This is a genomic window from Vibrio sp. S457-15 (assembly GCF_000960545.1).
GTDB classification, from domain to species: domain Bacteria; phylum Pseudomonadota; class Gammaproteobacteria; order Enterobacterales; family Vibrionaceae; genus Vibrio; species Vibrio parahaemolyticus.
Map to the genome: position 1 here is coordinate 1 of NZ_JYOQ01000119.1, position 23,928 is coordinate 23,928.

The window sequence follows — 23,928 nt, forward strand, 5'->3', positions numbered from 1 at the left end:
GGTATAACAAACTGTTTAAGAGTGATTCGCAACGCGTGGCATTTTCTCTATGCGTTGTGTTTAGTGTTTAAGGTGGTGTGCGGAGGCTTTTGTATTGCGTTGCTCACACCTTAACAGGGCGTTATGTAGCCGCGAGAGGACGGTAAGTTAAAAGGATTTATATATGTTAAATATTCGGCAAGCTCGCATTGAAGATATCAGTGTTATCAAGAAACTACAGTTTCAGCTTAATGAGTATCATCAAGCAAATTTACCTGATGATTTTTTATCACCGGAAGAAATTGAACAAAAAATAGACCTACACAAGATAATCAAAAGTGAAAGCTCGATTTTTCTGGTAGCCGAAAGTAATGGGCAGTTAGTAGGTTTTGTTTTTGGTGAGCTATGGGTTCGTAAGTCTTGGACACTCAAACAGCGAAAGATCGCAAGCGTTGAACAGATTGTTGTGGATTCATGCTTTAGGAGTCAGGGTGTTGGACGGGCGCTAATAGAGGCATTTGAGGAAAGGGCTATTTCTAACGGCGGAGAAGAGCTGTGGTTAGAAGTATATTCTTTCAATGAATCTGCTCTAGCTTTGTATCGCAAAGCTGGTATTACGCCCAAAATCCAAATTGGACAGAAAGCACTACCCTGAAAGTCGGCTACATAACAAATTGTTCAAGAGTGATTCGGCACGCGTGGCATTTTTACTATGCGTTGGTTTTAGTGTTTAAGGTGGTATGCGGAAGCTTCGGTATTGCGTGCCTCACACCTTAACAAGGCGTTAAATTACAAGAGGAAAATAATGAACTTAACGGATAGTTGTTTTTCTAGTGGTACTGATGGGCAGAAAAATCTACGTGTTCATCTTATCAACCCTCCAATCAATGAACCTTGGCGTACCAAAAAAGACTATATCGAAGATCGAGATGCTTTTTCTGAGTTACAGAAACAAGCCCTCGAAGCGCATGAAAGAAGTGTTGAGGCTCATGAAATACTAAAGAAAAGTTATAGAAATCAAACAATTTCTCTGGCCGTCGTAACTCTCACTCTTGTGGCAACAATAATTGCGACTGCTATTGGAGTTATAGAATTTGTGGTATCACAGAAATAACTGTATTGAGTACGTGGTGGAATTGTAATTTAACAAACTGTTCAAGAGGGATTCGCAACGCGTGGCATTTTTACTTTGCGTTGGTTTAAGTGATTAAGGTGGTATGCAGCGGCTTCGGTATTGCGTTGCTCACCCCTTAACAGGGCGTTATGCCCCTACAAGTCTAGATTTTTACTATCATTTGTGGTGAATGTTAGTAATAGGAAACAAAAATGAAAAAAAGAATACTCTTGTTGTCTGCCGTTCTATCAGCAATCGTTGGCTGTGCTGATTCTCATTCATTGAATGTAATTAAAACGGATAGCAATGTTCAGTTGAACGCTAGTAATGCAGTCTATATCGCCTTATCGCAAGATGGGCAGTATGGAAGTCATTATTACCCAGGTTCTGGGCAAATGGTTAGCCAAACCATAAAAGGTGAGCTTGTAGCAACGCTAAATAACGTTGTTATTGCTAAAAAACCAGAAGACTACAACACTGCGTTAAACTTTGCGTCTTCACGAAAATTTGACTATTTGGTGTATCCAACAATTCTGCACTGGGAAGATCGAGCGACAGAATGGTCGGCAAAGTCTGACAAGGTAAAAGTAAAAATGGTTGTTGTGGATGTAAAAACTGGTTCTGTAGTTAAATCTGGAATTATCGAAGGTAAGAGTGGTTTAGCTACTTTTGGTGGGGATAAGCCGCAAGATTTACTACCTGAACCGACGAAAGAGTTCCTGTCCAGCATGCTTTAAGAGCACGGGCATAACAAAGCATTTAAGAGTGATTCGCAACGCTTGGCAGTTTCGCTTCGCTCAAGTTTAGCCAAGCGCCGCTCACACCTTAATGCGGCGTTATAAGCTGCTATCCAAGTCCAGCGAACTAGGTCGTTTATATGAAGCTGAACCAATACAAACTCTCTAATTTTTAGTATATTAAACACAGTTTAAATTTCTCAATAAATTTAGGAGCATGACTTGATTCCCGCTTTCGAACAGTCCGGTGTTCTACCCCCTTTTGTTGGCGATAGCCCTACTGTCCCAGCAAATCAAGCGCCGTATAAGGTGTCTTTGGCTGAGTTTGTCGATCATTTTTCTACCAGCCCTGAACGTATCGAGATCTTGATTGGTTTACTCAATTACCGTATTGAGCTTAAATCTAAAGGAATCGTGAGTGGTTTTCAGTGGGTAGATGGTAGTTTTGTTGAGGACGTAGAGACAATTAGAGGTCGTGCGCCCAATGATGTGGATCTCGTAACATTTGCAGAGCGACCTGCTGGCTTTAGCGAAATGGATTGGAGAGGTTTTGTTGCTCTAAATCAGGAACTATTTTCTACTCAACTTCTTAAATCCCAGTATAAATGTGATGCATACTACGTAGATCTAGCTATGCAACCTAAACTTCTAGTATCGAGAACTGCTTACTGGTTTGGATTGTTTTCGCATCAACGAGAAACGAGTTTATGGAAAGGTATGCTTCAAATTGACCTTTCATGTGACGAAGAACCATTATTGTCAGCGTTAATTCAAGGAGGTAACGATGCCTCGTAAGCTAAGATTAAATAGTTTAACTGCAGATAAATTTGCTGTTGAAAAGTTGCTACAAGAGTCTATCGAATATGGTGACTTCGTTGGAGAGCTTCAATACAAAGAGCGCTTAGACGAGTTAAATAAAGCAATCGAAGAGCTATCTACAGATGCGGCAACAAACGCTAGTGTAGCGTTATTCTTTGGTGGTGAGCCAGTTTTAGGTTCACATGGAATCTCTGCGAGCTTTGCAGGTAATGCATTAGAGAAATTTCAAAAACTTATAAATAAAACGTTCGCAAATAAAGAGAGTGGTTCTTTGGGTGAACGAGGTAAAGTTCCGTTGAAACGTAACTCTAATCTTATGGTTACTCAAGTTGTAAAAGGTTCCTTTGGTTTTGTACTTGATGAAGTTTCCGATCAAATCGAAATTACCGAGACAGCATTAAAAAGTACAGTTGAAGATGTGTTAGAAATGATTAATACGTCTGCTCAAAGCGATGAATCATTATTTGAAAGCATGATAGATAACCTTGATAAAAGAGTGCTTCAGTCTTTAAAAGAGTTCTTTGAGGTTTTAGATAAAGCAAAATCAACAATAAGAATAGTTGGTGATAGTAAAGAATATTGTTTGGATAAAAATCTAATTCATAGAGCTAGAAAAAGAGTTGAATCTACGGACATTACGGAACAAGATGAAGTTCTAACGATTATTTTATCTGGCTTTCTACCTGAGCATTGTAAGTTCGAAGCAAAATTAGAAGATGGCACTTTTATTTACGGAACAGTTTCTAAGTTTGCAGCCAAACAGTTCGTGCAAGATTATTACGGTGAAAAATTAGATGTATTAGTTCAACGAAAAACAATCAGACCTTTGAATGGGAGCGAAAGAGAACTACTTAAAATTAAGGAGTTTAAAGCAGCTCATAACAAAGCATTTAAGAGTGATTCGTAACGCGTGGCATTTTTGTTATGCGGTAGTTTTCGTGGTTAAGGCGCAATGCCGAAATGTCGGTATTGCGTTACTCACACCTTAATGCGGCGTTATACCACTACTGTTCAAAAAGCTTGCGTTCATACAAAATTTTATATATTCTTTACCTCAAAGTAAGAGAGGTAAAGAACATGACAAGCATTTCATTCGACACAATGATCGCCGAGAATTTCTCGCCTTTTGAAATTGTAGAAATGGACGTAAAAGGCAAACTTTTTACAATCATCAACTCCAAAATCCACCAGAAAGGCTGGAGCCAAAAAGAAGCCGCTGTGGCTCTTGAAATCACTCAGCCAAGGATTAGTAATCTTAAAAACCTTCATCACGATAAATTTTCAATCGAGGCTTTAATGAAGCTTGCAGATAAATTGGGTTGTGAAATTGAGGTTAGTACAAAGTCTGGGTTGACTATCGCAATTTCAGAATAAGTAAAAAAGAGGGAGCGTGCTCCCTCTTAAGATTAATGGATCCCTTGAGCCGATTTGAAATCTTTAAACCGTTGTTCAACGGTAGCTTTGATTTTGGGATCTTGACCATTTCTGGATTTAGTGGCAAAAGCCAAAACTTCGATGTGACCATCGACCAATGTTGTGTAGAACATACGACCCGCAGGACGACCTTTAACTTTGACCTCTACAACCGAAGTATGAACTGACTTGAACTTTTCGGTATCGAGGCTCGAATACTCACCTTTTTTAAGAGTTTCTTCAACATAAGTTCTGAAGGCTTTCTGGGCATCTTTTGGAAGCTTTGCGAACTCACGAGTCGCAGGTTTTGAAACATCAACATTAATTTTTGACATAAATTCTCCTTTATAGAATTAGTTTTTTGCCATAGGCACTCCTATGACGTGATTTGAAAGTTACAAAAAATTGCATAAGCTATTTCCTGTTTGTTAATGTGCAAAGTGCACGTTTAGGCATTAAGCCATCTGTTGCCTATATAGGCGCGGTGAATATAAACTATTTAAGTAAAGAATTCATCTACTTAATGAGTAAAAGTGGTATAACAATCTGTTTAAGAGTGATTCGCAACGCTTGGCATTTTTACCATGCGTTGGCTCTAGTGGTTAAGGTGGTATGCGGGAGCTTCGGTATTGCGTTGCTCACACCTTAACAGGGTGTTATATGTACGATGAGGATCGTCATTTGAAATTAGAAAAATATTTAGAAGATTTTGATAAATCTCATAAGCTTAGTGTTGATTGGGATATGGTACATCCGGATCTAATGACAATTAATCCTAATGGCAAACTTGAAAGCGAACAACTAGAAGATTTGGTGAATTCTGCATATTTGTATGCTGTTGATCATTTAGAAAAATCTGGAGTTACGCGTGAACGTATCCGCCTTTCATGTGCAACAATAAGCTATATTATTCATAAAAAACTAGAATTAGTGGGAATCAAATCAACTTTAACTACGGGCGACTATTATTTTGTAGACTCATATATGTATGAGACAACAGAAAAGTATTTAAGTGAAATGCTAAAAGACCCTTCTGGACATTGGCGTTTTCATGTTTGGCTCACATTAGAAAATGGTGTTTTGATAGATGCAACTAGAATGATCTATCACGAGAAAGAGCTATTTTTGCGTAAGCAAATAAATGGTGAGCCCTTAATTTGTCATTTATCTGAATTGCCCCCAGCTCTTTCGTATAAGCCAATGATTCTAGGGGATAAATATTTAAAAAAAGTAGAAGCTCTTACTATGAATAGAAACAGTTTTTGCTATTGTTTGTCCGAAAAGCGTTTCAAGCACTGTTGTGGTAGGGTTTAACTGTACATATAACAAACAATTTAAGAGTGATTCAGCACGCTTGGCATTTTTGGTTTGGATTGAGTTCAGTGTTTACGGTGGTCAAATTGAGTGTCGTGGTTGCGTGCTTCACACCTTAATTGGGCGTTAGGCTTATTCCGGAGGGATAGTGGAATATTCATTGAGACAAGCTGTAGATTCAGATGTCGACTTTCTTCTTAATCTGCGTGATATAACAATGGGTAAGTCCCTTAAAGATTGTGGTATGCCCAGAACGAAAGATGCGTATTTAAGTCGAATATTATACGAGTTTGAACATGCGAAAATTATTGAAGTTGAGGGCTCTTCGGCTGGTTTGTTCAAAGCAAAATTTAACGAAGGTTCCAACGAATGGTATCTTGTCCAAATTCAAATCCATCCAAACTACCAAAATCAAAAGATAGCAAGTTCTCTTATTTCAAGGTTAATCGATAAAGCCAACCTTACGGGCAGTACGGTTGGGCTTAGTGTATTAAAAACAAATCCCGCTAAACACTTGTATTCAAGGCTAGGTTTTGTAACGGTTGGTGAAAATGAGCTGGAGTATCTCATGCAGCATAAGCCTAACAAAGCGTTTAAGAGGGACTCCTAACGCTTGGCGGTTCTGGCTCAAAGTTCCGCTTAAGTGTATATGGCACAATGTTTAAGTTTAGGTGGTATCGCGTTATCGCCCCTTAACGCGGCGTTAAGCTGCTAATATTCAACAAATAAGTAAGGAATTAAATTGTTACTATATCACTTTACAGAAAAAAGGCTGATAGATCAGATTTTAAAAGACGGGATTAAAACTGGCGTAGTCCCGTACAACGATGGTACTGGCTTTAGCTTTGTATCCTTGACAGGGAGACTATCTCCTGAGGGGCATGGATTGCTCCAGGGTGAAAAGGTTACCGAATGTCATCCAGAGTTTAATTATGTGTCGAGTAAATTTCCTGATTTTGTTCAAAATGATGAAACTGTAAAATACATCCAACTTCCGGATAAAACGGAAGCAGTAATTGAGGTAAATATCCCTGATACGGACCCTAAGTTAATCACGCTTGAACAATTCATAGTTAATACCCTGAAGAAGCTTGGTTTAAACTCTAATATCGAAATCGTAACAAAGTTAAAAGCTGATTGTATCGTTACTGGTCGATTCCCTTTAGGGCAAGAGCACCTTACAAAAGAGGAAATTGCTGATTATACGCGGGAGGAGTTATCCAACCCCAGTGATGAAAGTCTTCAATGGTACTTCTACGAATCATGTATATCACCTAAGCAAATTAGTAGCGTTCGTTATAAAAATTCGTTGGGTCAATACGTATATACAGCTTAACAAAGCATTTAAGAGGGATTCTTAATCTTTATATAAGTTGTTGTTTTATAATGTGGTTTTTCTTTTTCTATTACTCTTGGGGGTACATTGAGGGGAACTGCAAAAAATAACTTTAAAACGAGACCTGAATCACGTGTTGTGTCAATAAGTTCGCAGTTGAATTCGGGTGTTATCTGAATACAGATCAATTTTCTGTATCATAGGTAATTTGTTAGCTCAGATAAATTACCTAATACAATTTGTTGGCCTTGAGGATTAGACTTCTGCGTGTGTATATCGATGCTATAAGCATCTAGCACATATCGTATTAATGATGCATTTGTAGCGATGCTAAGAACGCCGTCACTCATGGCATAGTCTTTTTCAATTACCTTTTTCTGTTTCTCGTTCAAACGCGGGTCAGGCACAATATCAACATTCACTTTAGTGATCCAAAGCTCGTCAGCGTGTTTGTCGTAAGTGGCTTGCTCGTTAATATCCGGTATCCCATGAATACGGCTTAACACAAAGTCGCGGAAGCCACCAGCATGTTCACAATAAGCGCGAACATGCCAGCGTAGTGGGGTACAAACTAAGGTATGAGGGGAAATTATGCGCCCCGAGCACTCACCATCTTTTAACGATGTGTAGCAAATATCGACACGTTTTTTCTCTCTGATGGCTTGAACTAACGGACGCAAAATTTCTGGTGATATGCTGCGTGTGACTGGGCGCACCATGGTTGTATTTTCAAAGCCCATATTGAGATCAGCAAATGTTACGGCCATATCTTCACTACGAGAAAGAATGTGCAGATACTCATCCGCATGACCGCTTGTTAACTTGGGAACAAAGCTATCGCTCGGCTTGTAGCCTTTAAGCCGTTTGTCGTAAATGAGGTTGCCAGGTGCGACATCAACTAAGTAAGTATTGATGTCTTTGGAGGCTTGCTGCCGACCAATGCCAAAGCTCTGTATTAAGTGGTTGGTATTTAATCTTCCTTCCCACAAAGCAATAATCTCAATCATTCTGTATCGAAACAGTAGATCCCAACGGATTGGCCACGCACTCATTCTAAGATTCCTGCCTAGTTACTCGACATGTTTATGTATTCAGTATTTACCTGTAGCTAATGACGTCATACTATGATCTGGTTAATAAAACATCAAGATCTGCGGGGGTAATAGTGTATGAACGTGTCGATAGAAGAGTTTACTCATTTTGATTTTCAGCTTGTTCCCGATCCTTCGCCCCTTGAGCTGGTAATTACAGAGTCGCTCAAAAGTCACATTGAAGTAAATGGCGTTAAATCTGGTGCTTTGCTCCCATTACCGTTTCAGACAGGAATCGGTAAAACTTACACGGCACTAAATTTCTTACTCCAGCAGATGTTAGAGCAAATACGAAGCGAGCTGAAAGAAGAAAATACCAGCAACAAATCCAAACGCTTACTGTATTACGTTACTGATTCAGTAGATAACGTGGTAAGCGCGAAAGCAGACTTGTTGAAGTTAATTGAAAAGCAGACTTGTTGAAGTTAATTGAAAAGCAGACAGTCAAGGGTGAGCCTCGCTTCACTTTAGAACAACAAGAGTACCTTAAAGCGCAAATAGTACACCTGCCCAACCAGTCAGAGCAGCTATTGCAATGTTCTGATACGGTATTGAATGAAGTGTTAACCGGATTTAACTTGGACGCTGAGCGTGATGTTCAAGCAGAGTGGAGTGCCATATCAGGTCTAAGACGCCATGCGAGTAATCCTGAAGTTAAAGTCTCTTTAAATAGGCAAGCTGGTTACTTCTACCGTAATTTAGTCGACCGCTTGCAAAAGAAACAAAAAGGGACCGATAGAGTATTGTTGAGCGGTTCGTTGCTAACATCCGTTGAAACACTATTACCGGGTGAAAAAATTCGTAATGGAAGTGCTCATGTTGTTTTCTTAACGACTAGCAAGTTTCTGAAAGGCTTCCACAATACTCGTTCGCGTTATAGCCCATTGCGCGATCTAAGTGGTGCTGTACTTATCATTGATGAAATTGACAAGCAGAATCAGGTCATCCTTTCTGAGTTGTGTAAGCAACAAGCGCAGGACTTAATTTGGGCGATCAGAACATTAAGAGCAAACTTTAGAGATCATCAACTTGAGAGCTCGCCTCGCTACGACAAAATTGAAAACTTATTTGAACCACTCCGTGAGCGACTTGAAGAGTTTGGCACCAAGTGGAATCTAGCGTTCGCGTTTAATACGGAAGGAGCTAACTTGAATGAGCGGCCTGTTAGCTTGTTTTCGGATAGAAGCTTCACGCATGTAAGTAGTGCCACTCATAAGCTGTCATTAAAATCAGATTTATTGAGACAGAAAAATCTCATATTCAGCGATGAGAAAGTAGAAGGCTCTCTCATTGAAAAAAACGGCCTTTTAACCCGCTTTGTCAATGAAGCCGATGTTATATATCAGTGGTTTCTTGGCACAATGCGTAAAGCCGTGTTTCAGTACTGGGAGAACGTTCGTGGCCTAGAAATCGAAGTACGCGAAAATAGAAGTCTAGAAGGAACGTTTCAAGAAGCTGTTCAATCCCTGCTTACTCACTTCAACTTACAAGAATTTGAGTCTGCAGTTTACGAGTCTTTCGATACGCGGGGGTTACGGCAATCTGCAGGTGGTAAAGCGAACAAGTTAAGTTCTAGCAAGAGTTACCATCATACCGGACTAAAACTTGTAGAGGTGGCTCATAATCAGGGGACTCGCGATACCGTAAATTGTAAAGCGTCATTCCTAAACACTTCACCATCGGGTGTCTTAGCGGATATGGTTGATGCAGGTGCCGTCATCCTCGGGATAAGTGCAACGGCGAGAGCAGACACCGTAATACATAACTTTGATTTTAAATACTTGAATGAGCGTTTGGGTAAAAAGCTTCTATCTTTGTCGAGAGAGCAAAAACAGCGGGTAAATGATTATTACCATAGTAGACGCAACTATAAAGATAACGGCGTGGTTTTAACGGTCAAATATCTCAATAGCCGAGATGCATTTCTTGATGCTTTGTTGGAAGAATATAAGCCGGAAGCTCGGTCAAGTCACTTTATCCTAAATCACTATCTGGGTATTGCTGGGTCAGAGCAGGCATTTGTTCGGAGCTGGCTGTCTAAGCTCTTAGCGAGTATTAAAGCGTTTATTTCAGTTCCTGATAATCGTTATATGCTGTCGCTGTTAAACCGTACTCTTGATACATCACGTCAGGATATTAATGATTTCATCCAGTTTTGCTGTGATAAATGGGCGATAGAATTTAATGTTCCAACCAAGACATTTTTTGGCGTGAACGCTGATTGGATGAGGTTAGTTGGCTATGATGAAATTTCCAATCACCTAAACACAGAAGCAGGGAAAGTCGTTGTATTCAGTACATATGCTTCAATGGGGGCTGGTAAAAACCCTGATTATGCAGTTAATTTAGCGTTGGAAGGTGGAAGCCTAATATCCGTTGCCGATGTCACTTATAGCACCCAGCAGCGAAGCGATATAGACAGTATATATCTTGAAAAACCTACTCAGCTAATGTTGTCAGATGATTATTCGCATACTGCTAACCAGCTTTGTCAGTTCCACCAAATCTTATCTTTGCAAGAGAACGGAGAGTTGTCGCCGAAAAGTGCTGAAAGCTGGTGTCGCCAGCAACTTATGGGCATGAGCAGAGAACGCTCTTTACAGCAATATTACCAAACAAGTGACTACCAAAGCGCGGTAAGGAAATACATTGAGCAAGCGGTAGGAAGAGCAGGGAGAACATCTCTGAAACGAAAACAAATTCTCTTGTTTGCTGATTCTGGTTTGAAAGAAATTCTGGCAGCAGAGAGTCGAGACCCAAGCTTGTTTTCGCACGAATATGTTGCTTTGGTTAATAAAGCGAAATCTACTGATAAGTCTATTGTTGATGATCGAGTTGTTCGTCGTTTATTTAATCTTGCGCAACGGAACAACAAAGACGGTATGCAATCAATCAAGGCTCTAGTTCGTCGTCTACATAATCAACCTGCATCTAAGAGTGATATCCAAGAGTGGCAAGACATTAGAACTCAGTTGCTTCGCTATCCGACGGTGGCCTATCAACCAGAGCGATTCAATCGATTGTACTTACAGTCGATGACCAAAGGGTATTACCGCTATCAAGGTAATTTAGATGGTGATCCGAATGCCTTCGAGTTCTTTAATAGAGTACCTTCTGGCGATATGGTCTCAGAGGAAGCGTGTAGCCTGGCTACGTTAGTACAGAACCAATACGTGAGGCCGTGGTTTGAACACAAAGGCTTTGCCTGTTCGTGGCAAAAAGAAGGTTACGTGATGACGCCAGTTATGTTCACCAACATTTATAAGGGAGCGTTGGGGGAACAAGCGGTAGAGGCAGTTTTAACAGCATTCAATTTTACCTTTGAAGAAGTTCCAAATTCTATTTACGAGCGATTTGACAACAGAGTCATATTTGCAGGGATTGAGCAACCGATCTGGCTAGACAGCAAATATTGGAAGCATGAAGGAAATGAAAGCAGCGAAGGCTACAGTTCGAAAATTTCATTGGTAGAAGAAGAGTTTGGACCTTCGAAGTTTATTTACGTGAATGCGTTGGGGGATGCCTCAAAGCCGATTAGATATTTGGACTCGTGCTTCGTAGAAACCTCACCACAGTTAGCTAAAGTTATTGAAATTCCGGCACTAATTGATGATAGCAATGCCGACACCAACCTAACCGCAGTACAGGAGTTGATAAAATGGTTACACAACAGCTAGAACCTTCCTCACACGGTCCTTTATCAACCTTAGTGGAACAAATATCCATTGACACTGATTGGGTTGATAGAAGCTTCGCGATTTACTGTGTCAGTTATAAAGGAATAGACTTCTCAGAACGACCTAAGCGTTTAGTAACATTAGCGTCTGAAATCTATAAGTCAGGAAGTGTTTATTGCTTAGTCAAAGGTGCCAATAAAGAAGCGTGTTATTGGGTGCTGTTACCACAGGACGCCAAATTAGACCTCAAAGACACGTCTTTGGCTATCAAACCAGTTAACGCTGCCGAGCTACCTACATGGCAATTGGCCCGTTTACTGATTAAAGCGATACCAAAAGTATTGAGTGGCACTACGCCAGAGATAAAGCGCTTTGAAAGTGAAGGTTTGTACTATCACGTTAAAAGTAAAAAGCTACCAAAAGGGCACTCTGGTTACGAATTAACGACTGTTGAAATCGACTTAGTGCCATGCGCAGCACTTGGATTCAAACAAGCACTGTCAATGAGTACCAAAACGTTTTCCCCTTTGTCTTGGTTTACGTTAGAGAACGGAGAGATACAAAAAAAGGCAAAGTTTGCTACACGTTATCAACTTGATGATGTGGGGATGTTGGTGAGCAAATCCATAAAAGGCGACTACATTAAGAAGCCTCTTTACTCTAATGCGAAGAATCGAGTTCAGGCGATTGATATTACCAAAGAGTCTTATAGCGGTTTTCAATTATCTAAGGTCGGTATTCTTGAACAGTTCATGCAAGACCTTAAGCAAGCTTATGGCGATTCAGTATCGATGAAGTTGCAGCGGATTCCCGGAGAAAAGCACAGATTTGTTTCAGATACAGTTGTCAAAAAACACTATGTAGGGTTGTTTGATGCGTTGAAAGAGCATCGTTTGGTGATTTGTGATTTAACAGAAAACCAAAACACTGATGCAGCATTGACATTGCTTCACGGTATCGAGCATTTGGACATAAATGCCGAGATAGCTGAAGTTCCGATTCGTGGTGCATTGAATATCCTAATTGTTGGTAATAAAGAGGCTTATAAGTCAGCAGAAGAAGACCCGTATCAGGTTTATCGCAAAAAATACCAAGACACGGTATTCCAAGCATGTTATCCCGAACGATTATGGGATCGCAGAGGACAACCAAATCGGCATGTGATGGAAGTATTGTTAAAAGAACTGCTTATCAAGTTAGAAGTCCATACAAGAAAGCATTTGATTGAATACCCAAGCAGCCCTGAAGGATGTGTATATTACATGCCTCAGCGACCGCAAGGCGAATTTTCAGAGGTTCGAGACGGGCCGTGGCCAGTGTATGCGTCTAAGTTAGTGGTTGATGAATGGCAATATACACAAGCGACTCAAGAGGAGCTTGAAGATATTGAACTCGATTTAGGTAATGATAAATGGCAAGTATTTCAAGGATTCCAACGTTACCCTTTTATTTATTGGCCGGAGACGGGGAACTATGCCATTTTTATTGACACTGGCATTCAAATGCTGCCGGAATTTGAAGCTGTTGCCGAGCGATTGCGTGAACTTAAAGAAGGCCGTTCACAAGATGTTCCTATTGCATTGTTGACTCAGTTCATTGAAGAAAACCCCGAGAGTAAAGTTGTAACCAAACTGAGAGTGATATTGTCAGAGTGGGATGATACGGCCCCTCTACCGTTTGATGAGTTTTCGACAATCGCATACAAAAGCAATGATGAAAAACAATTCTATGATTGGCTGCGCGAACAAGGATTCTTTTTTAAAACATCGATGAGAGGGCAAAGTGAGGGATTCTTTAATGCATCTTTAGGTTTCTTCTATAACCGAGAGCAGGGGATGTACTTTGCTGGTGGCAAAGGCAGCCCACAGAGCAAAATAGAAACTTTTAGCCATTTATACTTGATAAAGCATTCGTTTGATGAACTATCTGAAGAGGTAGAAAACTTGTTTGATGTTTATCACTTAAGGCATCGTCTACCAACCGTAACACCTTATCCATTTAAGCATCTACGTGAGTATGTTGAGATGCAGCGTTTTAAATCTTTATAGCAGATCAAACCAAGGAGCTAGTAGCGAGCAGAAACCAATGTTTTATTCGCTACTAGCGTCAAAAGCCAGTAAAATCTTGCCCAATTACCCCTATTGTTATTGTTTGAATTTCAAGCAACTATCGTTTTAAGAAGAATATTATGGACCACTCAGTACATAACAAACTCGTTTCATTTATTTGGTCGATTGCCGACGATTGTCTTCGTGATGTCTATGTTCGTGGTAAATACCGCGACGTTATCTTACCTATGGTGGTGCTGCGCCGTCTGGATACGCTTTTAGAACCATCAAAAGAAGCGGTATTGGAAGAGGTTCGATTCCAAAAAGAAGAGATGAATGAAACTGAGCTTGATGATGCCCCATTGTGCGCTGCATCAGGTTATGTGTTCTACAACACTTCCAAGTGGACTCTGCAAACGCTGTTTAACACTGCGACCAACAACCAACAGATTCTGCTGGCTAACTTCGAAGATTACTTAAACGGTTTTAGCGACAACGTAAAAGAGATTGTTGAGTGTTTTAACCTGAAAGCTCAAATCCGTCACATGGCGGGTAAAGACGTCCTGCTAGATGTAGTAGAGAAATTCGTATCGCCGTACATCAACCTAACACCAGAGGTTAAAGAAGATCCTGAGGGCAACAAACTGCCAGCGCTCAGCAACCTTGGTATGGGTTATGTATTTGAAGAATTGATCCGTAAATTTAACGAAGAGAACAACGAAGAGGCGGGTGAGCACTTTACTCCGCGTGAAGTAATCGAGCTGATGACACACCTAGTTTTCGATCCAATCAAAGATAACTTGCCACTTTCAATCACAGTCTACGACCCTGCTTGTGGTAGTGGCGGTATGCTGACAGAAACACAGAACTTTGTTGAAGAAAAATACCCTGCATCAAACCGTGATATCTACCTTTACGGTAAAGAAATCAACGATGAGACTTACGCTATCTGTAAGTCAGATATGATGATCAAAGGTAACAACCCAGAAAACATCCGTGTTGGCTCAACCCTCTCTACCGATGAGTTCTCATCTGAACGTTTCGATTTTATGCTATCTAACCCACCTTATGGTAAGAGTTGGGCGAGTGAACAAAAGCACATCAAAGACGGTAAAGAAGTCGTTGATAGTCGCTTTAAAGTGAAGCTAAAAGACTACTGGGGTGTTGAGTCAGAACAAGATGCGATTCCTCGTTCAAGTGACGGTCAGTTACTGTTCCTGATGGAAATGGTTACCAAAATGAAGTCGCCGCAAATTAGCCCATTAGGTTCACGCATTGCGTCTGTTCACAATGGATCAAGCTTGTTTACTGGTGATGCGGGTAGTGGTGAAAGCAACATTCGTCGCTTCATTATTGAAAATGACATGCTGGATGCGATAGTTCAGTTGCCAAATAACCTGTTCTACAACACGGGTATTACCACGTATATCTGGCTTCTAAATAACAACAAGCCTGAAACCCGCCAAGGTAAGGTTCAGTTGATTGATGCTAGCTTACTGTTCCGCAAACTGCGTAAGAACTTGGGTAATAAAAACTGCGAATTTTCGCCAGAGCACATTGCGGAAATTGTCTCGACTTATCTAGATAACCAATCTGTTGAACGTGCTATTGATGAGAAAGGCGATTCGGTGGGTATTGCTGCACAAGTCTTCAAGAACCAAGATTTTGGTTACTACAAAGTGAATATTGAGCGCCCAGATCGCCGCAGTGCTCAATTCCGCGCTGACCTGATTGAGCCATTACGTTTTGAAAAATCACTACGTGAAGTGATGGAGTACTTGTACGCCGAACATGGCGAAAATGTCTATGAAGCAGGTTTTGTTAAAGGGATTGAAAAAGAGATCACCAAGTGGTGTGAAGAAAACGATATCAGCCTAAACAAAGCAGCGAAAACCAAATTGCTGGATACGAAAAACTGGATTAAACAGCGCACACTGGTTAATGCAGCGAGTCAATTACATAGCAAGATTGGTGATGAAGTTTACAACGACTTTAATCAGTTCAAACAATTAGTAGATGCAGAGCTTAAATCACTAGGGCTTAAACTCGCGGCAACTGAGAAAAAAGCCATTGTTGATGCGGTAAGCTGGTATGACGAAAACGCAGAAAAAGTCATCAAGAAAATCGCCAAGTTTAAGCAAGACAAGTTAGATGACTTGCTAGAAAACTACGAATGCGAGCCGCAAGACCTGCCCGATTTTGGTTACTACCCAACGGGCAACCACAACGAGTTCGTGACTTATGAATCAAGCTCAGATCTGCGTGACAGCGAATCTGTGCCGCTTGAACAAAGTATTTATCAATACTTCCTTGATGAAGTAAAGCCACATGTCGATGAAGCTTGGGTAAACCTTGAATCCGTCAAGATTGGTTATGAGATCAGCTTTAACAAATACTTCTACCGCCACAAGCCACTGCGTTCAATGGATGAAGTGGCGAACGACATCATTGCGCTAGAGCAAAAAGCGGAAGGCTTAATTGCTGACATTTTGGGCATCTCTGTGGCTAAGGTTAATGGGTGAGCGAATGACCGATACTATGATCACCCAGATGCCAAAGTATGAGTCAATGCAGGACTCAGGTTTCGAGTGGATTGGAGACATTCCGTCTAGCTGGAATCTTCTTTCAGTAAAGCAAATTTACCGTTTGGTTATGGAAGAGTCGGGTAAGAACCATAATTTGGAATTACTATCTGTATATTCTGATATAGGTGTTCGGCCGAGGGCTGAACTGGAAGAGAAAGGGAACAAAGCATCAAGTACAGATGGATATTGGTTAGTTAGGAAAGGCGATTTCGTCGTTAATAAGCTTTTGGCTTGGATGGGGGGATTGGGTTTATCGGAATACGATGGTGTTACAAGCCCCGCTTATGACGTTTTAAGACCAAGAAAGGAAATATGTGGAAGTTACTTCAACTATTTGTTTCGTAGTCCAGCATGTACCTCTGAACTGAAAAAACATTCAAGAGGCATAATGGATATGCGACTTCGATTGTATTTTGATAAGTTCGGTGTGGTAAAAGTCCCTTTCCCGTCTCTGAAAGAGCAAAAGGCTATTTCTAACTTTCTTGATAAAAGAACATCGCAAATCGATGAAGCGATCGCTATCAAACAAAAGCAAATTGAGCTGCTAAAAGAACGTAAGCAAATCATCATCCAGCAAGCGGTGACGCAAGGCTTGAACCCTGATGCACCGATGAAAGACTCTGGGGTGGATTGGATTGGTGAAGTCCCTGAGCACTGGGAAGTTAAGAAGCTAAAAAATATATGTAGAACTTTCGGAAGAATTGGATTTAGAGGATATAGCACATCAGACTTGGTTGATAAAGATGAAGGGGCTATCACGATAAGCCCCTCCAACATTAACGAAGATACAATGAGCTTTCAAAAGTGCAGCTTCCTGTCATGGGAGAAATATCATGAATCTCCTGAAATAAAAGTTAACAATGAAGATATTCTTATAGTTAAAACGGGTTCAAGCTTTGGAAAAGTTGGTTATGTAGAAAGTTTGCCTAATGAAGCAACAATAAACCCACAGCTGTTGGTATTTAAGGATATATCAATAAACAATAAGTATTTATATTTTACGATGAAATCTTCATTAATTACTGTGCCAATCAATCAAGAAATTATCGGGAGTACAATTCCTACAATATCTGAAAGCAAAATCCTGAACTTTAAAATCTTACTTCCTGATGAAGCTGAGCAAAGGGAGATCGTATCGCATATTGAAAGCGAGCATGACAACCTAAACTCTCTTATACAAGCGCAAGTTCAACAGATTGAAACCCTAAAAGAATACAAAACGACCCTCATCAACAGCGCAGTAACCGGCAAAATCAAAGTGACGGAGCTGGCATAAATGGCGGTGGTTGTTGCCAGTTGCACACTGGATACGTTGTTCTCTGGTGTGCCGATTTTAGCTTCTGACGGTAAGGTTGAAAAAGACGTTCATGGGATGCTTGCCATCCCTGAATATCAGCGCCCTTATCGCTGGAATGAAGAGCAAATCACCCGCCTGTTGAAGGACTTTAAGCTTCATCAGCGAGATCTAGGTGGTAAGCCTGAAGCAGAACATTGCCCATTCTATTTGGGTAGTGTCATTTTGCATCAATACGGCGGCAAGCTGAATATTATCGATGGCCAGCAACGCCTGACCACAATGGCGTTGATTTCTCATTTAGCGGACAAACACTCCGACCTAAAGTTGGTTTATGAATCCCCAGAGAGCCAACAGCAAATCAAACACAACCTTGGTTGGTTGTATAAGCATGAAGCTTCTTTGGCTGATATCGATTTTGCGCAAATCAACATCACCTTGGTGGTAACAGACAGCGAAGATGAAGCCTATCGATTTTTTGAAACCCAAAACACCGGCGGGGTGCGTTTAGCTGGGCCAGATATTATTAAAGCGCACCATCTTCGAGCGGTTGATGAGAAAGACAAATCTGCGGTAAACACTTTTGCCACTCGTTGGGAAGCGCTGGGGGATTTAAACCCCGTGGTCGATATTTTGCTACGTGGTCGCTATTGGCAATATCTGAACTTCCGAGACTACCCGCTGCACAACCAAACTCAGCAAGTGCGAAATAGTATTGTCACCGAACTGGCAGAGCACACAGGCAAAGGCGACGATATTGCCTTTGGTAGAATTGCTCGTACTTATATGCCCAACGGTGGAGAGAGCTTGGCACAGCCTCAAGTTGGCTATGAGTTGCGCCAGCCGCTAAACAGTGGCGCTAATACCATTCACTATCTGAAATATTTTGAGCAACTGCGCCAAACCTATTTATTGCATAACACAACGCAAGGTGAGCTTGCAGGCTTTTACGAGTTCTATCAAAAGCTGGTGTGTAAACTTGATGGCTGCGGTTACCTTAAACAGCTCTACGACGCTTGCCTGTTGCTCTACATCAGTCAGCATGGGCAGCAAAGCCTAGAGATAGCAGCGAAAAAGCTATTCCGCGTGGTTTACTCTCGACGTGTAGAGAACCAGAAAGCAGTAAAGGAGAAATCGGTTCCTGCTTTCGTAAAAGAAACTCCAGTGCTGGATTGGATTGCGATGAGCTATACCCCAGAGCAGTGTTTCGCACAGCTAGATGGTTTTAAGCTGTCGGTCGACAAAAGTGGCTTTGATAAAAACAGCGTTAAAAAACGTTTCGTCGAAAAAGTATCTCAATACTTTGGCCTTGATATAGATAAGCAAGATTATGCCAATCAATTTGGTCCTGCATTTAGCCAACACATCTTCGCGTTAGGAGCAAAACATGGGTGATCATTTATCAGTGCAAACTGAGCTTCTGACGCTCGAGAAAATCTACACCGACAACTACCAGTTTTCTATTCCTAGCTATCAGCGTCCTTATGTCTGGTCAGATGATGATGTCTTGCTGCTGTTTAGAGATATTAAAGAAGCGTGTCGGCTAAACGAGCCAAACTACTTTATCGGCACCATTCTGTCGTCTCGCATTGAACAGGATGGAGAGCGGATCTATGAGTTGATCGATGGTCAGCAACGCACCACCACATTAATGCTAATGACCATTGCTTTCAAATACGCTGGCATTAAATCCGATCTTGCAGGGCTTGCTGTTTATACATCGAGTGATGGTGAAGATAAGCCACGTCTCCAATTTTCAATTCGTGAGCAAGTTCAGCAGCTTTTAGGTGGCCTAGCGGGGCTTAAGGACTATCAAGTGCCGTCTAAGGAAACGATCGCCGACAACGCTTATTTGAAACAGATGGGCGTGGCGTTAGATGTATTGACCAAAGAGGTAGAGAAGCTCAAATCAGACGATGTGGTGAGCGCTGAAGCCATGGGGGAATATCTCTATCGCCAAGTTCAATGGGTGAACAATATTGTCCCAACACAAATGGACTTAAACCGATTGTTCGCCACCATGAACACCGCCGGTATTCAGTTAGAACAAGCGGATATTTTAAAGGCGAAGCTGTTCAAGCATATTCATACTAACAAAGCACAGTATGATGCAATGTGGGTGGCGTGTGAGCATCTGGAAAACTATTTTGAACGCAATGTGCGCAAAGTGTTTCCTAATGCGGATTGGTACCATATTGAACCCGAACATTTGGCGTCTTTTGATGCTGAACGCTTCGCTGCAAAAGATGAAACGTCAGAGACGTTGTCTGGATTGTCGATTGCTCAGTTAGCGTCACAAGTTAACGTCAGTTCAATTCCTGATAACACCGAGCAAGAGAAGTTTGAAATCTACGATTTGGACGTTGAAACAGTTTACTGCCGCCCAATCATCAAGTTCCCGCTGTTGTTGATTCACGCTTACCGAGTCTACTTAGCGCTTAATGGTCATAATGATATTGAGCCACGTCTGCATAGCGATCGCTTGTTGGAGATATTCGACCCACTTATCAACGGTGATGAGCAATCGGTAAAGCTGTTTATTGAAACGCTATGGCAGGTTCGCTACCAGTTTGACCGTTGGGTTGTAAAATGGGTTGAACGTGATGATGCGACAGATGCGCAGCTCGGCTTAACGTATCAATCTCGCAGCAAGTCGAATGACACTTACTACATCAACCGAACGCAGAAAGAGCTGACGGATATTGTGCTTTTGCAAAGTGTTCGCAACTTTACCGGTGAGCGCAGCGCCCAGTATTGGTTAACACCATTTCTTTCAGGCTTGATCCGTTCGAGTATCAAGCAAGACTCTGACGCGCTAGAGCTACTAGAAAACATTGACAACAAAATGTCATTGTCTGTTGATATTCAAAAAGAGGCCAGCTTTGCACTCGCTGAAGGCATAGAGCCAAACTGCCAGAGTTGGCAATCTCAATCGACATATTTTGCAAAGTCGTTAGGAACGAGTTTCGAGCACTACTGGTTTCAGAAGCTTGAATACTTAATTTGGAAGCAAATGAAGGCTTCAGAATCTTCGTTGTCTTCTGAAGAATTGAATAAGTTCAAAAAGTACCGAATCACATCCAAAAATTCAGTAGAACATGTTCATCCTCAAAATGATGAGTATAAGAGTGAATTAGCATATGAAACTTTAAACTCATTTGGTAATTTAGTACTACTTAGTCCCGGTGAAAACTCTTCTTACAGCAATCAAGATGTTGACAAAAAGCGTATTGATTTCGATAGGAAGTCCCATTTCGACGCACTCAAATTGAGAGAGATGTTTGCTGTAAAAGGTCAGGGGCTGTGGGGCAAACAGCAGATAGATAACCATCTAGAAGACATGATGGCAGTATTTGCTCAGCACTATAAACATCAATAAAAACTTCGAGTAATCAAACCAAACAACGTGGTATTTATGGTTAGTAAAACAAATGAACAGGCGCTAGAGGCCGCAATTGAAAAAGGTTTAGTAGGTATTTGTAAAGAAGAGTTAGCGCTGGGTGAAGCGCCTCTTAATTACAATAATGATCTTTATCTTATTGGCTCTCCAAGTGACTTTGACAAACAGTACGCTTTAGATACCCGTTTGTTTTGGCAGTTCCTCGAAGATACTCAAGCGAGTGAGTTAGAAAAACTTAAGCGCACCAGCCCTCACGATTGGCAGAGAAAAATCCTTGAGCGTTTTGATCGTATGATCAAGCGTCATGGTGTCTTGCGTTTGTTGAAAAAGGGGCTAGACGTTGATGATGCGTTTCTAACGTTAATGTATCCAGCGCCACTTGCCAGTAGTTCTGAGAAGGTAAAAAAAGATTTTTCTGCCAACCTGTTCAGTGTGACTCGCCAAGTTTGTTATTCCAATGCAAATCCATTGGAAGAGATCGATATGGTGCTTTTCATCAATGGTATTCCGCTGATTACTCTTGAGTTGAAAAACCAATGGACGGGACAAAATGCAGCTTATCATGGTCAGAAACAGTACCGAGATGATAGAGATGCGAATCAACCTTTGTTGAACTTTGCACGTTGCTTGGTTCATATGGCGGTTGATACTGATGAAGTCTATATGACGACCAAACTGGCAGGTAAAAAGACATTCTTCTTACCGTTCAATAAAGGCTTCAATCTAGGTAAAGGAAACCCCACTAACCCGCACGGCCACAAGACGGCTTACTTGTGGCAAGAGGTGTTCCGCAAAGAAAGCATCGCTAATATTATTCAGCACTTTGTTCGTCTTGATGGCAGCAGTAAAAAGCAGTTGGATAAACGAACTTTGTTCTTCCCTCGATACCACCAAATGGATGTCGTACGTCGCTTGGTTGATCATTGCTCAGTTAATGGTGTTGGGCAAACGTATTTGATACAGCACTCAGCGGGTTCAGGTAAGTCTAACTCAATTACATGGGCTGCGTATCAGCTCATCGAAACTTATCCTATTAGCGATGATCTACCAGGAAGTAGAGGGAAAGAAGTGCCTCTATTCGATTCGGTTATCGTCGTTACCGACCGCCGATTGCTTGATAAGCAGCTACGCGACAATATTAAAGAGTTCTCCGAAGTGAAGAACATTGTTGCACCAGCGTTCAAATCGTCTGAGCTAAAGTCTGCATTAGAGAGTGGCAAGAAAATTATCATTACCACCATTCAGAAGTTTCCGTTCATTATTGATGGTATTGCAGATTTAAGTGACAAGCGCTTTGCCGTCATTATTGATGAGGCTCACAGCTCTCAGTCAGGCTCCGCTCATGACAATATGAACCGTGCAATGGGCAAGAAGGAAGTGGAAGAGCTGGAAGATGCTCAGGACAAAATCCTACAGGCAATGCGCTCTCGTAAGATGCGTGGAAATGCCTCTTATTTTGCGTTCACCGCAACGCCTAAAAACACCACTCTAGAAAAGTTTGGTCAGCGACAAGCGGACGGAACTTACGCTCCTTTCCATTTGTATTCGATGAAACAAGCGATCGAAGAAGGCTTCATTCTCGATGTTATTGCCAACTACACGACTTATAAGAGTTATTACGAGATTGAAAAATCAATCCAAGATAACCCTGAGTTCGATAGTAAAAAAGCGCAGAAGCGTTTGCGAGCGTATGTAGAGGCAAGCCAAGAAACGATAGATACCAAAGCCGAGATTATGCTTGAACATTTTATCAAACATGTGATTAACGGTAAGAAGCTTAAAGGTAAAGGCAAAGGCATGGTGGTTACTCAAAATATTGAGTCAGCTATCCGCTACTATCGAGCGTTAACAAGGCAACTCGATAAGATGGGTAACCCATTTAAAGTCGCGATTGCCTTCTCTGGCACCAAAGAAGTTGATGGTATTGAATACACTGAAGCAGATCTTAATGGGTTCCCAGAAGGTGATACCAAAGATTACTTTGATGTGAACTACAAGCGTAAGGAGTCGGACTCCCCAATTCCTAAGCATGTAGATCAGGATGCTTTTCGTTTGTTGGTCGTGGCGAATAAGTATTTGACAGGTTTTGATCAACCGAAGCTTTGTGCCATGTATGTGGACAAGAAACTGGCGAGTGTACTGTGTGTGCAAGCGCTGTCTCGCTTGAACCGTTCAGCGCCAAAGTACGGTAAGAAAACGGAAGATCTGTTTGTGTTGGATTTCTTCAACTCAGTGGATGATATCAAAACCGCATTCGACCCTTTCTATACATCGACAACGCTTTCTGAAGCCACTGATGTCAATGTTCTTCATGAGCTAAAAGATGATATGGATGACACTGGTGTTTATGAGTGGTTTGAAGTTGAGGAGTTCAACAAGCGTTTCTTTGAAGGAAGAGATGCTCAGGACCTAAGCCCAATCATTGACATAGCAGCTGCGCGTTTTAACCACGAGTTAGAACTTGAGAACGAATTTAAAATTGATTTCAAAGTGAAAGCCAAGCAGTTTGTGAAAATCTACGGCCAGATGGCATCTATCATGCCTTATGAGGTCGTTCAGTGGGAAAAACTGTTCTGGTTCTTGAAATTTTTGATTCCCAAACTATGCGTCGAAGACCCAGATAAAGAAGCACTAGACTCGTTACTAGATTCAGTTGATTTGAGCTCTTATGGATTACAAAGGGTTAAGCTTAACCATTCCATCGAGCTAGATGACTCTGAAACTGAGTTAGATCCCCAAAACCCGAACCCTCGCGGAGCTCATGGTCCTGAAAGTGAAAAAGACCCGTTAGATGAGATCATCCAAATCTTTAACGAACGTTGGTTTCAAGGTTGGAGCGCAACCCCAGAAGAGCAGCGCGTTAAGTTTGTGAATATTGCTGAGAGCATCCGAAATCACCCAGATTTCGAAGCGAAATACCAAAACAACGCAGACCCTCATACGCGAGAGCTAGCGTTTGAGAAGATGTTGAAAGAAATCATGCTTCAACGCCGTAAAGACGAATTAGAGCTGTACAAGCTGTTTGCACAAGACCCTGCTTTTAAAGCATCTTGGACGCAAAGCATGCAGCGTATGGTTGGGATGTAAAAGTCCCAACACTAAAGAACATTTTTATTAAACA

The 23,928-nt window shown here is 41.4% G+C and carries 17 protein-coding genes and 1 pseudogene; 16 read left to right on the top strand and 2 right to left on the bottom strand.

What is annotated here, in order from left to right; translation table 11 throughout:
- Positions 1-163 precede the first annotated feature (163 nt).
- The 6 genes from UF05_RS10880 to UF05_RS10905 all read left to right on the top strand — a co-directional run bounded on the left by UF05_RS10880 (position 164) and on the right by UF05_RS10905 (position 4,023).
- Positions 164-634: a GNAT family N-acetyltransferase gene (locus UF05_RS10880; RefSeq protein ID WP_045545226.1), complete on the top strand. Its 471-nt coding sequence runs from the start codon at positions 164-166 to the stop codon at positions 632-634.
- 150 nt (positions 635-784) lie between these two features.
- A complete protein-coding gene (locus UF05_RS10885) occupies positions 785-1,093 on the top strand; it encodes a hypothetical protein (RefSeq protein WP_045545227.1) in 309 nt (102 codons plus the stop codon).
- A 212-nt stretch (positions 1,094-1,305) separates the two neighbouring features.
- A complete protein-coding gene (locus tag UF05_RS10890; protein WP_045545228.1) occupies positions 1,306-1,830 on the top strand; it encodes a DUF4823 domain-containing protein in 525 nt (174 codons plus the stop codon).
- Positions 1,831-2,052: 222 nt separating this feature from the next.
- Positions 2,053-2,625 (top strand): DUF6932 family protein, encoded by a 573-nt coding sequence (locus tag UF05_RS10895; protein WP_045545229.1) that lies wholly within the window; start codon positions 2,053-2,055, stop codon positions 2,623-2,625.
- The gene (locus UF05_RS10900) at positions 2,615-3,556 is read left to right on the top strand and encodes a hypothetical protein (protein WP_045545230.1); all 942 of its coding nucleotides are present in this window, start codon (positions 2,615-2,617) and stop codon (positions 3,554-3,556) included. Before UF05_RS10895 ends, UF05_RS10900 begins: the two co-directional genes overlap by 11 nt.
- Positions 3,557-3,726: 170 nt before the next feature.
- Positions 3,727-4,023: a helix-turn-helix domain-containing protein gene (locus UF05_RS10905; RefSeq protein WP_000200838.1), complete on the top strand. Its 297-nt coding sequence runs from the start codon at positions 3,727-3,729 to the stop codon at positions 4,021-4,023.
- Positions 4,024-4,055: 32 nt separating this feature from the next.
- Here UF05_RS10905 and UF05_RS10910 read toward each other — a convergent pair whose 3' ends face one another.
- Complete coding sequence (locus UF05_RS10910; protein WP_045545231.1) at positions 4,056-4,397, bottom strand: type II toxin-antitoxin system RelE/ParE family toxin; 342 nt, start codon at positions 4,395-4,397, stop codon at positions 4,056-4,058.
- A 346-nt stretch (positions 4,398-4,743) separates the two neighbouring features.
- Between UF05_RS10910 and UF05_RS10915 the strand changes: the two genes are divergently transcribed.
- From UF05_RS10915 to UF05_RS10925, 3 genes are all read left to right on the top strand, one after another.
- On the top strand, positions 4,744-5,376 hold the full coding sequence (locus tag UF05_RS10915) for a hypothetical protein (protein WP_139150448.1): 633 nt from the start codon (positions 4,744-4,746) through the stop codon (positions 5,374-5,376).
- A gap of 148 nt (positions 5,377-5,524) precedes the next feature.
- Entirely contained in the window at positions 5,525-5,986 is a 462-nt protein-coding gene (locus tag UF05_RS10920; RefSeq protein WP_045545233.1) for a GNAT family N-acetyltransferase, read from the top strand.
- 132 nt (positions 5,987-6,118) lie between these two features.
- Positions 6,119-6,712 (top strand): hypothetical protein, encoded by a 594-nt coding sequence (locus UF05_RS10925; protein ID WP_045545234.1) that lies wholly within the window; start codon positions 6,119-6,121, stop codon positions 6,710-6,712.
- 197 nt (positions 6,713-6,909) lie between these two features.
- Here UF05_RS10925 and UF05_RS10930 read toward each other — a convergent pair whose 3' ends face one another.
- Positions 6,910-7,764 carry a helix-turn-helix transcriptional regulator gene (locus UF05_RS10930; RefSeq protein WP_006741462.1) on the bottom strand — a complete coding sequence of 285 codons (855 nt, stop codon included), beginning with the start codon at positions 7,762-7,764 and terminating at the stop codon, positions 6,910-6,912.
- 117 nt (positions 7,765-7,881) lie between these two features.
- Here UF05_RS10930 and UF05_RS10935 point away from each other — a divergent pair.
- The 7 genes and pseudogenes from UF05_RS10935 to UF05_RS10965 all read left to right on the top strand — a co-directional run bounded on the left by UF05_RS10935 (position 7,882) and on the right by UF05_RS10965 (position 23,894).
- Positions 7,882-11,480 (top strand): annotated as a pseudogene (locus UF05_RS10935) (hypothetical protein).
- Positions 11,462-13,528: a hypothetical protein gene (locus UF05_RS10940; RefSeq protein WP_045545235.1), complete on the top strand. Its 2,067-nt coding sequence runs from the start codon at positions 11,462-11,464 to the stop codon at positions 13,526-13,528. Before UF05_RS10935 ends, UF05_RS10940 begins: the two are co-directional and overlap by 19 nt.
- A 140-nt stretch (positions 13,529-13,668) precedes the next feature.
- Positions 13,669-16,050, top strand: a complete 2,382-nt coding sequence (locus UF05_RS10945; RefSeq protein WP_045545236.1) for a type I restriction-modification system subunit M — start codon at positions 13,669-13,671, stop codon at positions 16,048-16,050.
- A complete protein-coding gene (locus tag UF05_RS10950) occupies positions 16,007-17,389 on the top strand; it encodes a restriction endonuclease subunit S (RefSeq protein ID WP_443083226.1) in 1,383 nt (460 codons plus the stop codon). The genes UF05_RS10945 and UF05_RS10950 overlap by 44 nt, the downstream gene beginning before the upstream one ends.
- Complete coding sequence (locus UF05_RS10955; protein WP_045545237.1) at positions 17,390-18,802, top strand: DUF262 domain-containing protein; 1,413 nt, start codon at positions 17,390-17,392, stop codon at positions 18,800-18,802.
- Entirely contained in the window at positions 18,795-20,786 is a 1,992-nt protein-coding gene (locus tag UF05_RS10960; protein WP_045545238.1) for a DUF262 domain-containing protein, read from the top strand. The genes UF05_RS10955 and UF05_RS10960 overlap by 8 nt, the downstream gene beginning before the upstream one ends.
- 36 nt (positions 20,787-20,822) lie before the next feature.
- Positions 20,823-23,894: a type I restriction endonuclease subunit R gene (locus tag UF05_RS10965; RefSeq protein WP_045545239.1), complete on the top strand. Its 3,072-nt coding sequence runs from the start codon at positions 20,823-20,825 to the stop codon at positions 23,892-23,894.
- Positions 23,895-23,928 lie beyond the last annotated feature (34 nt).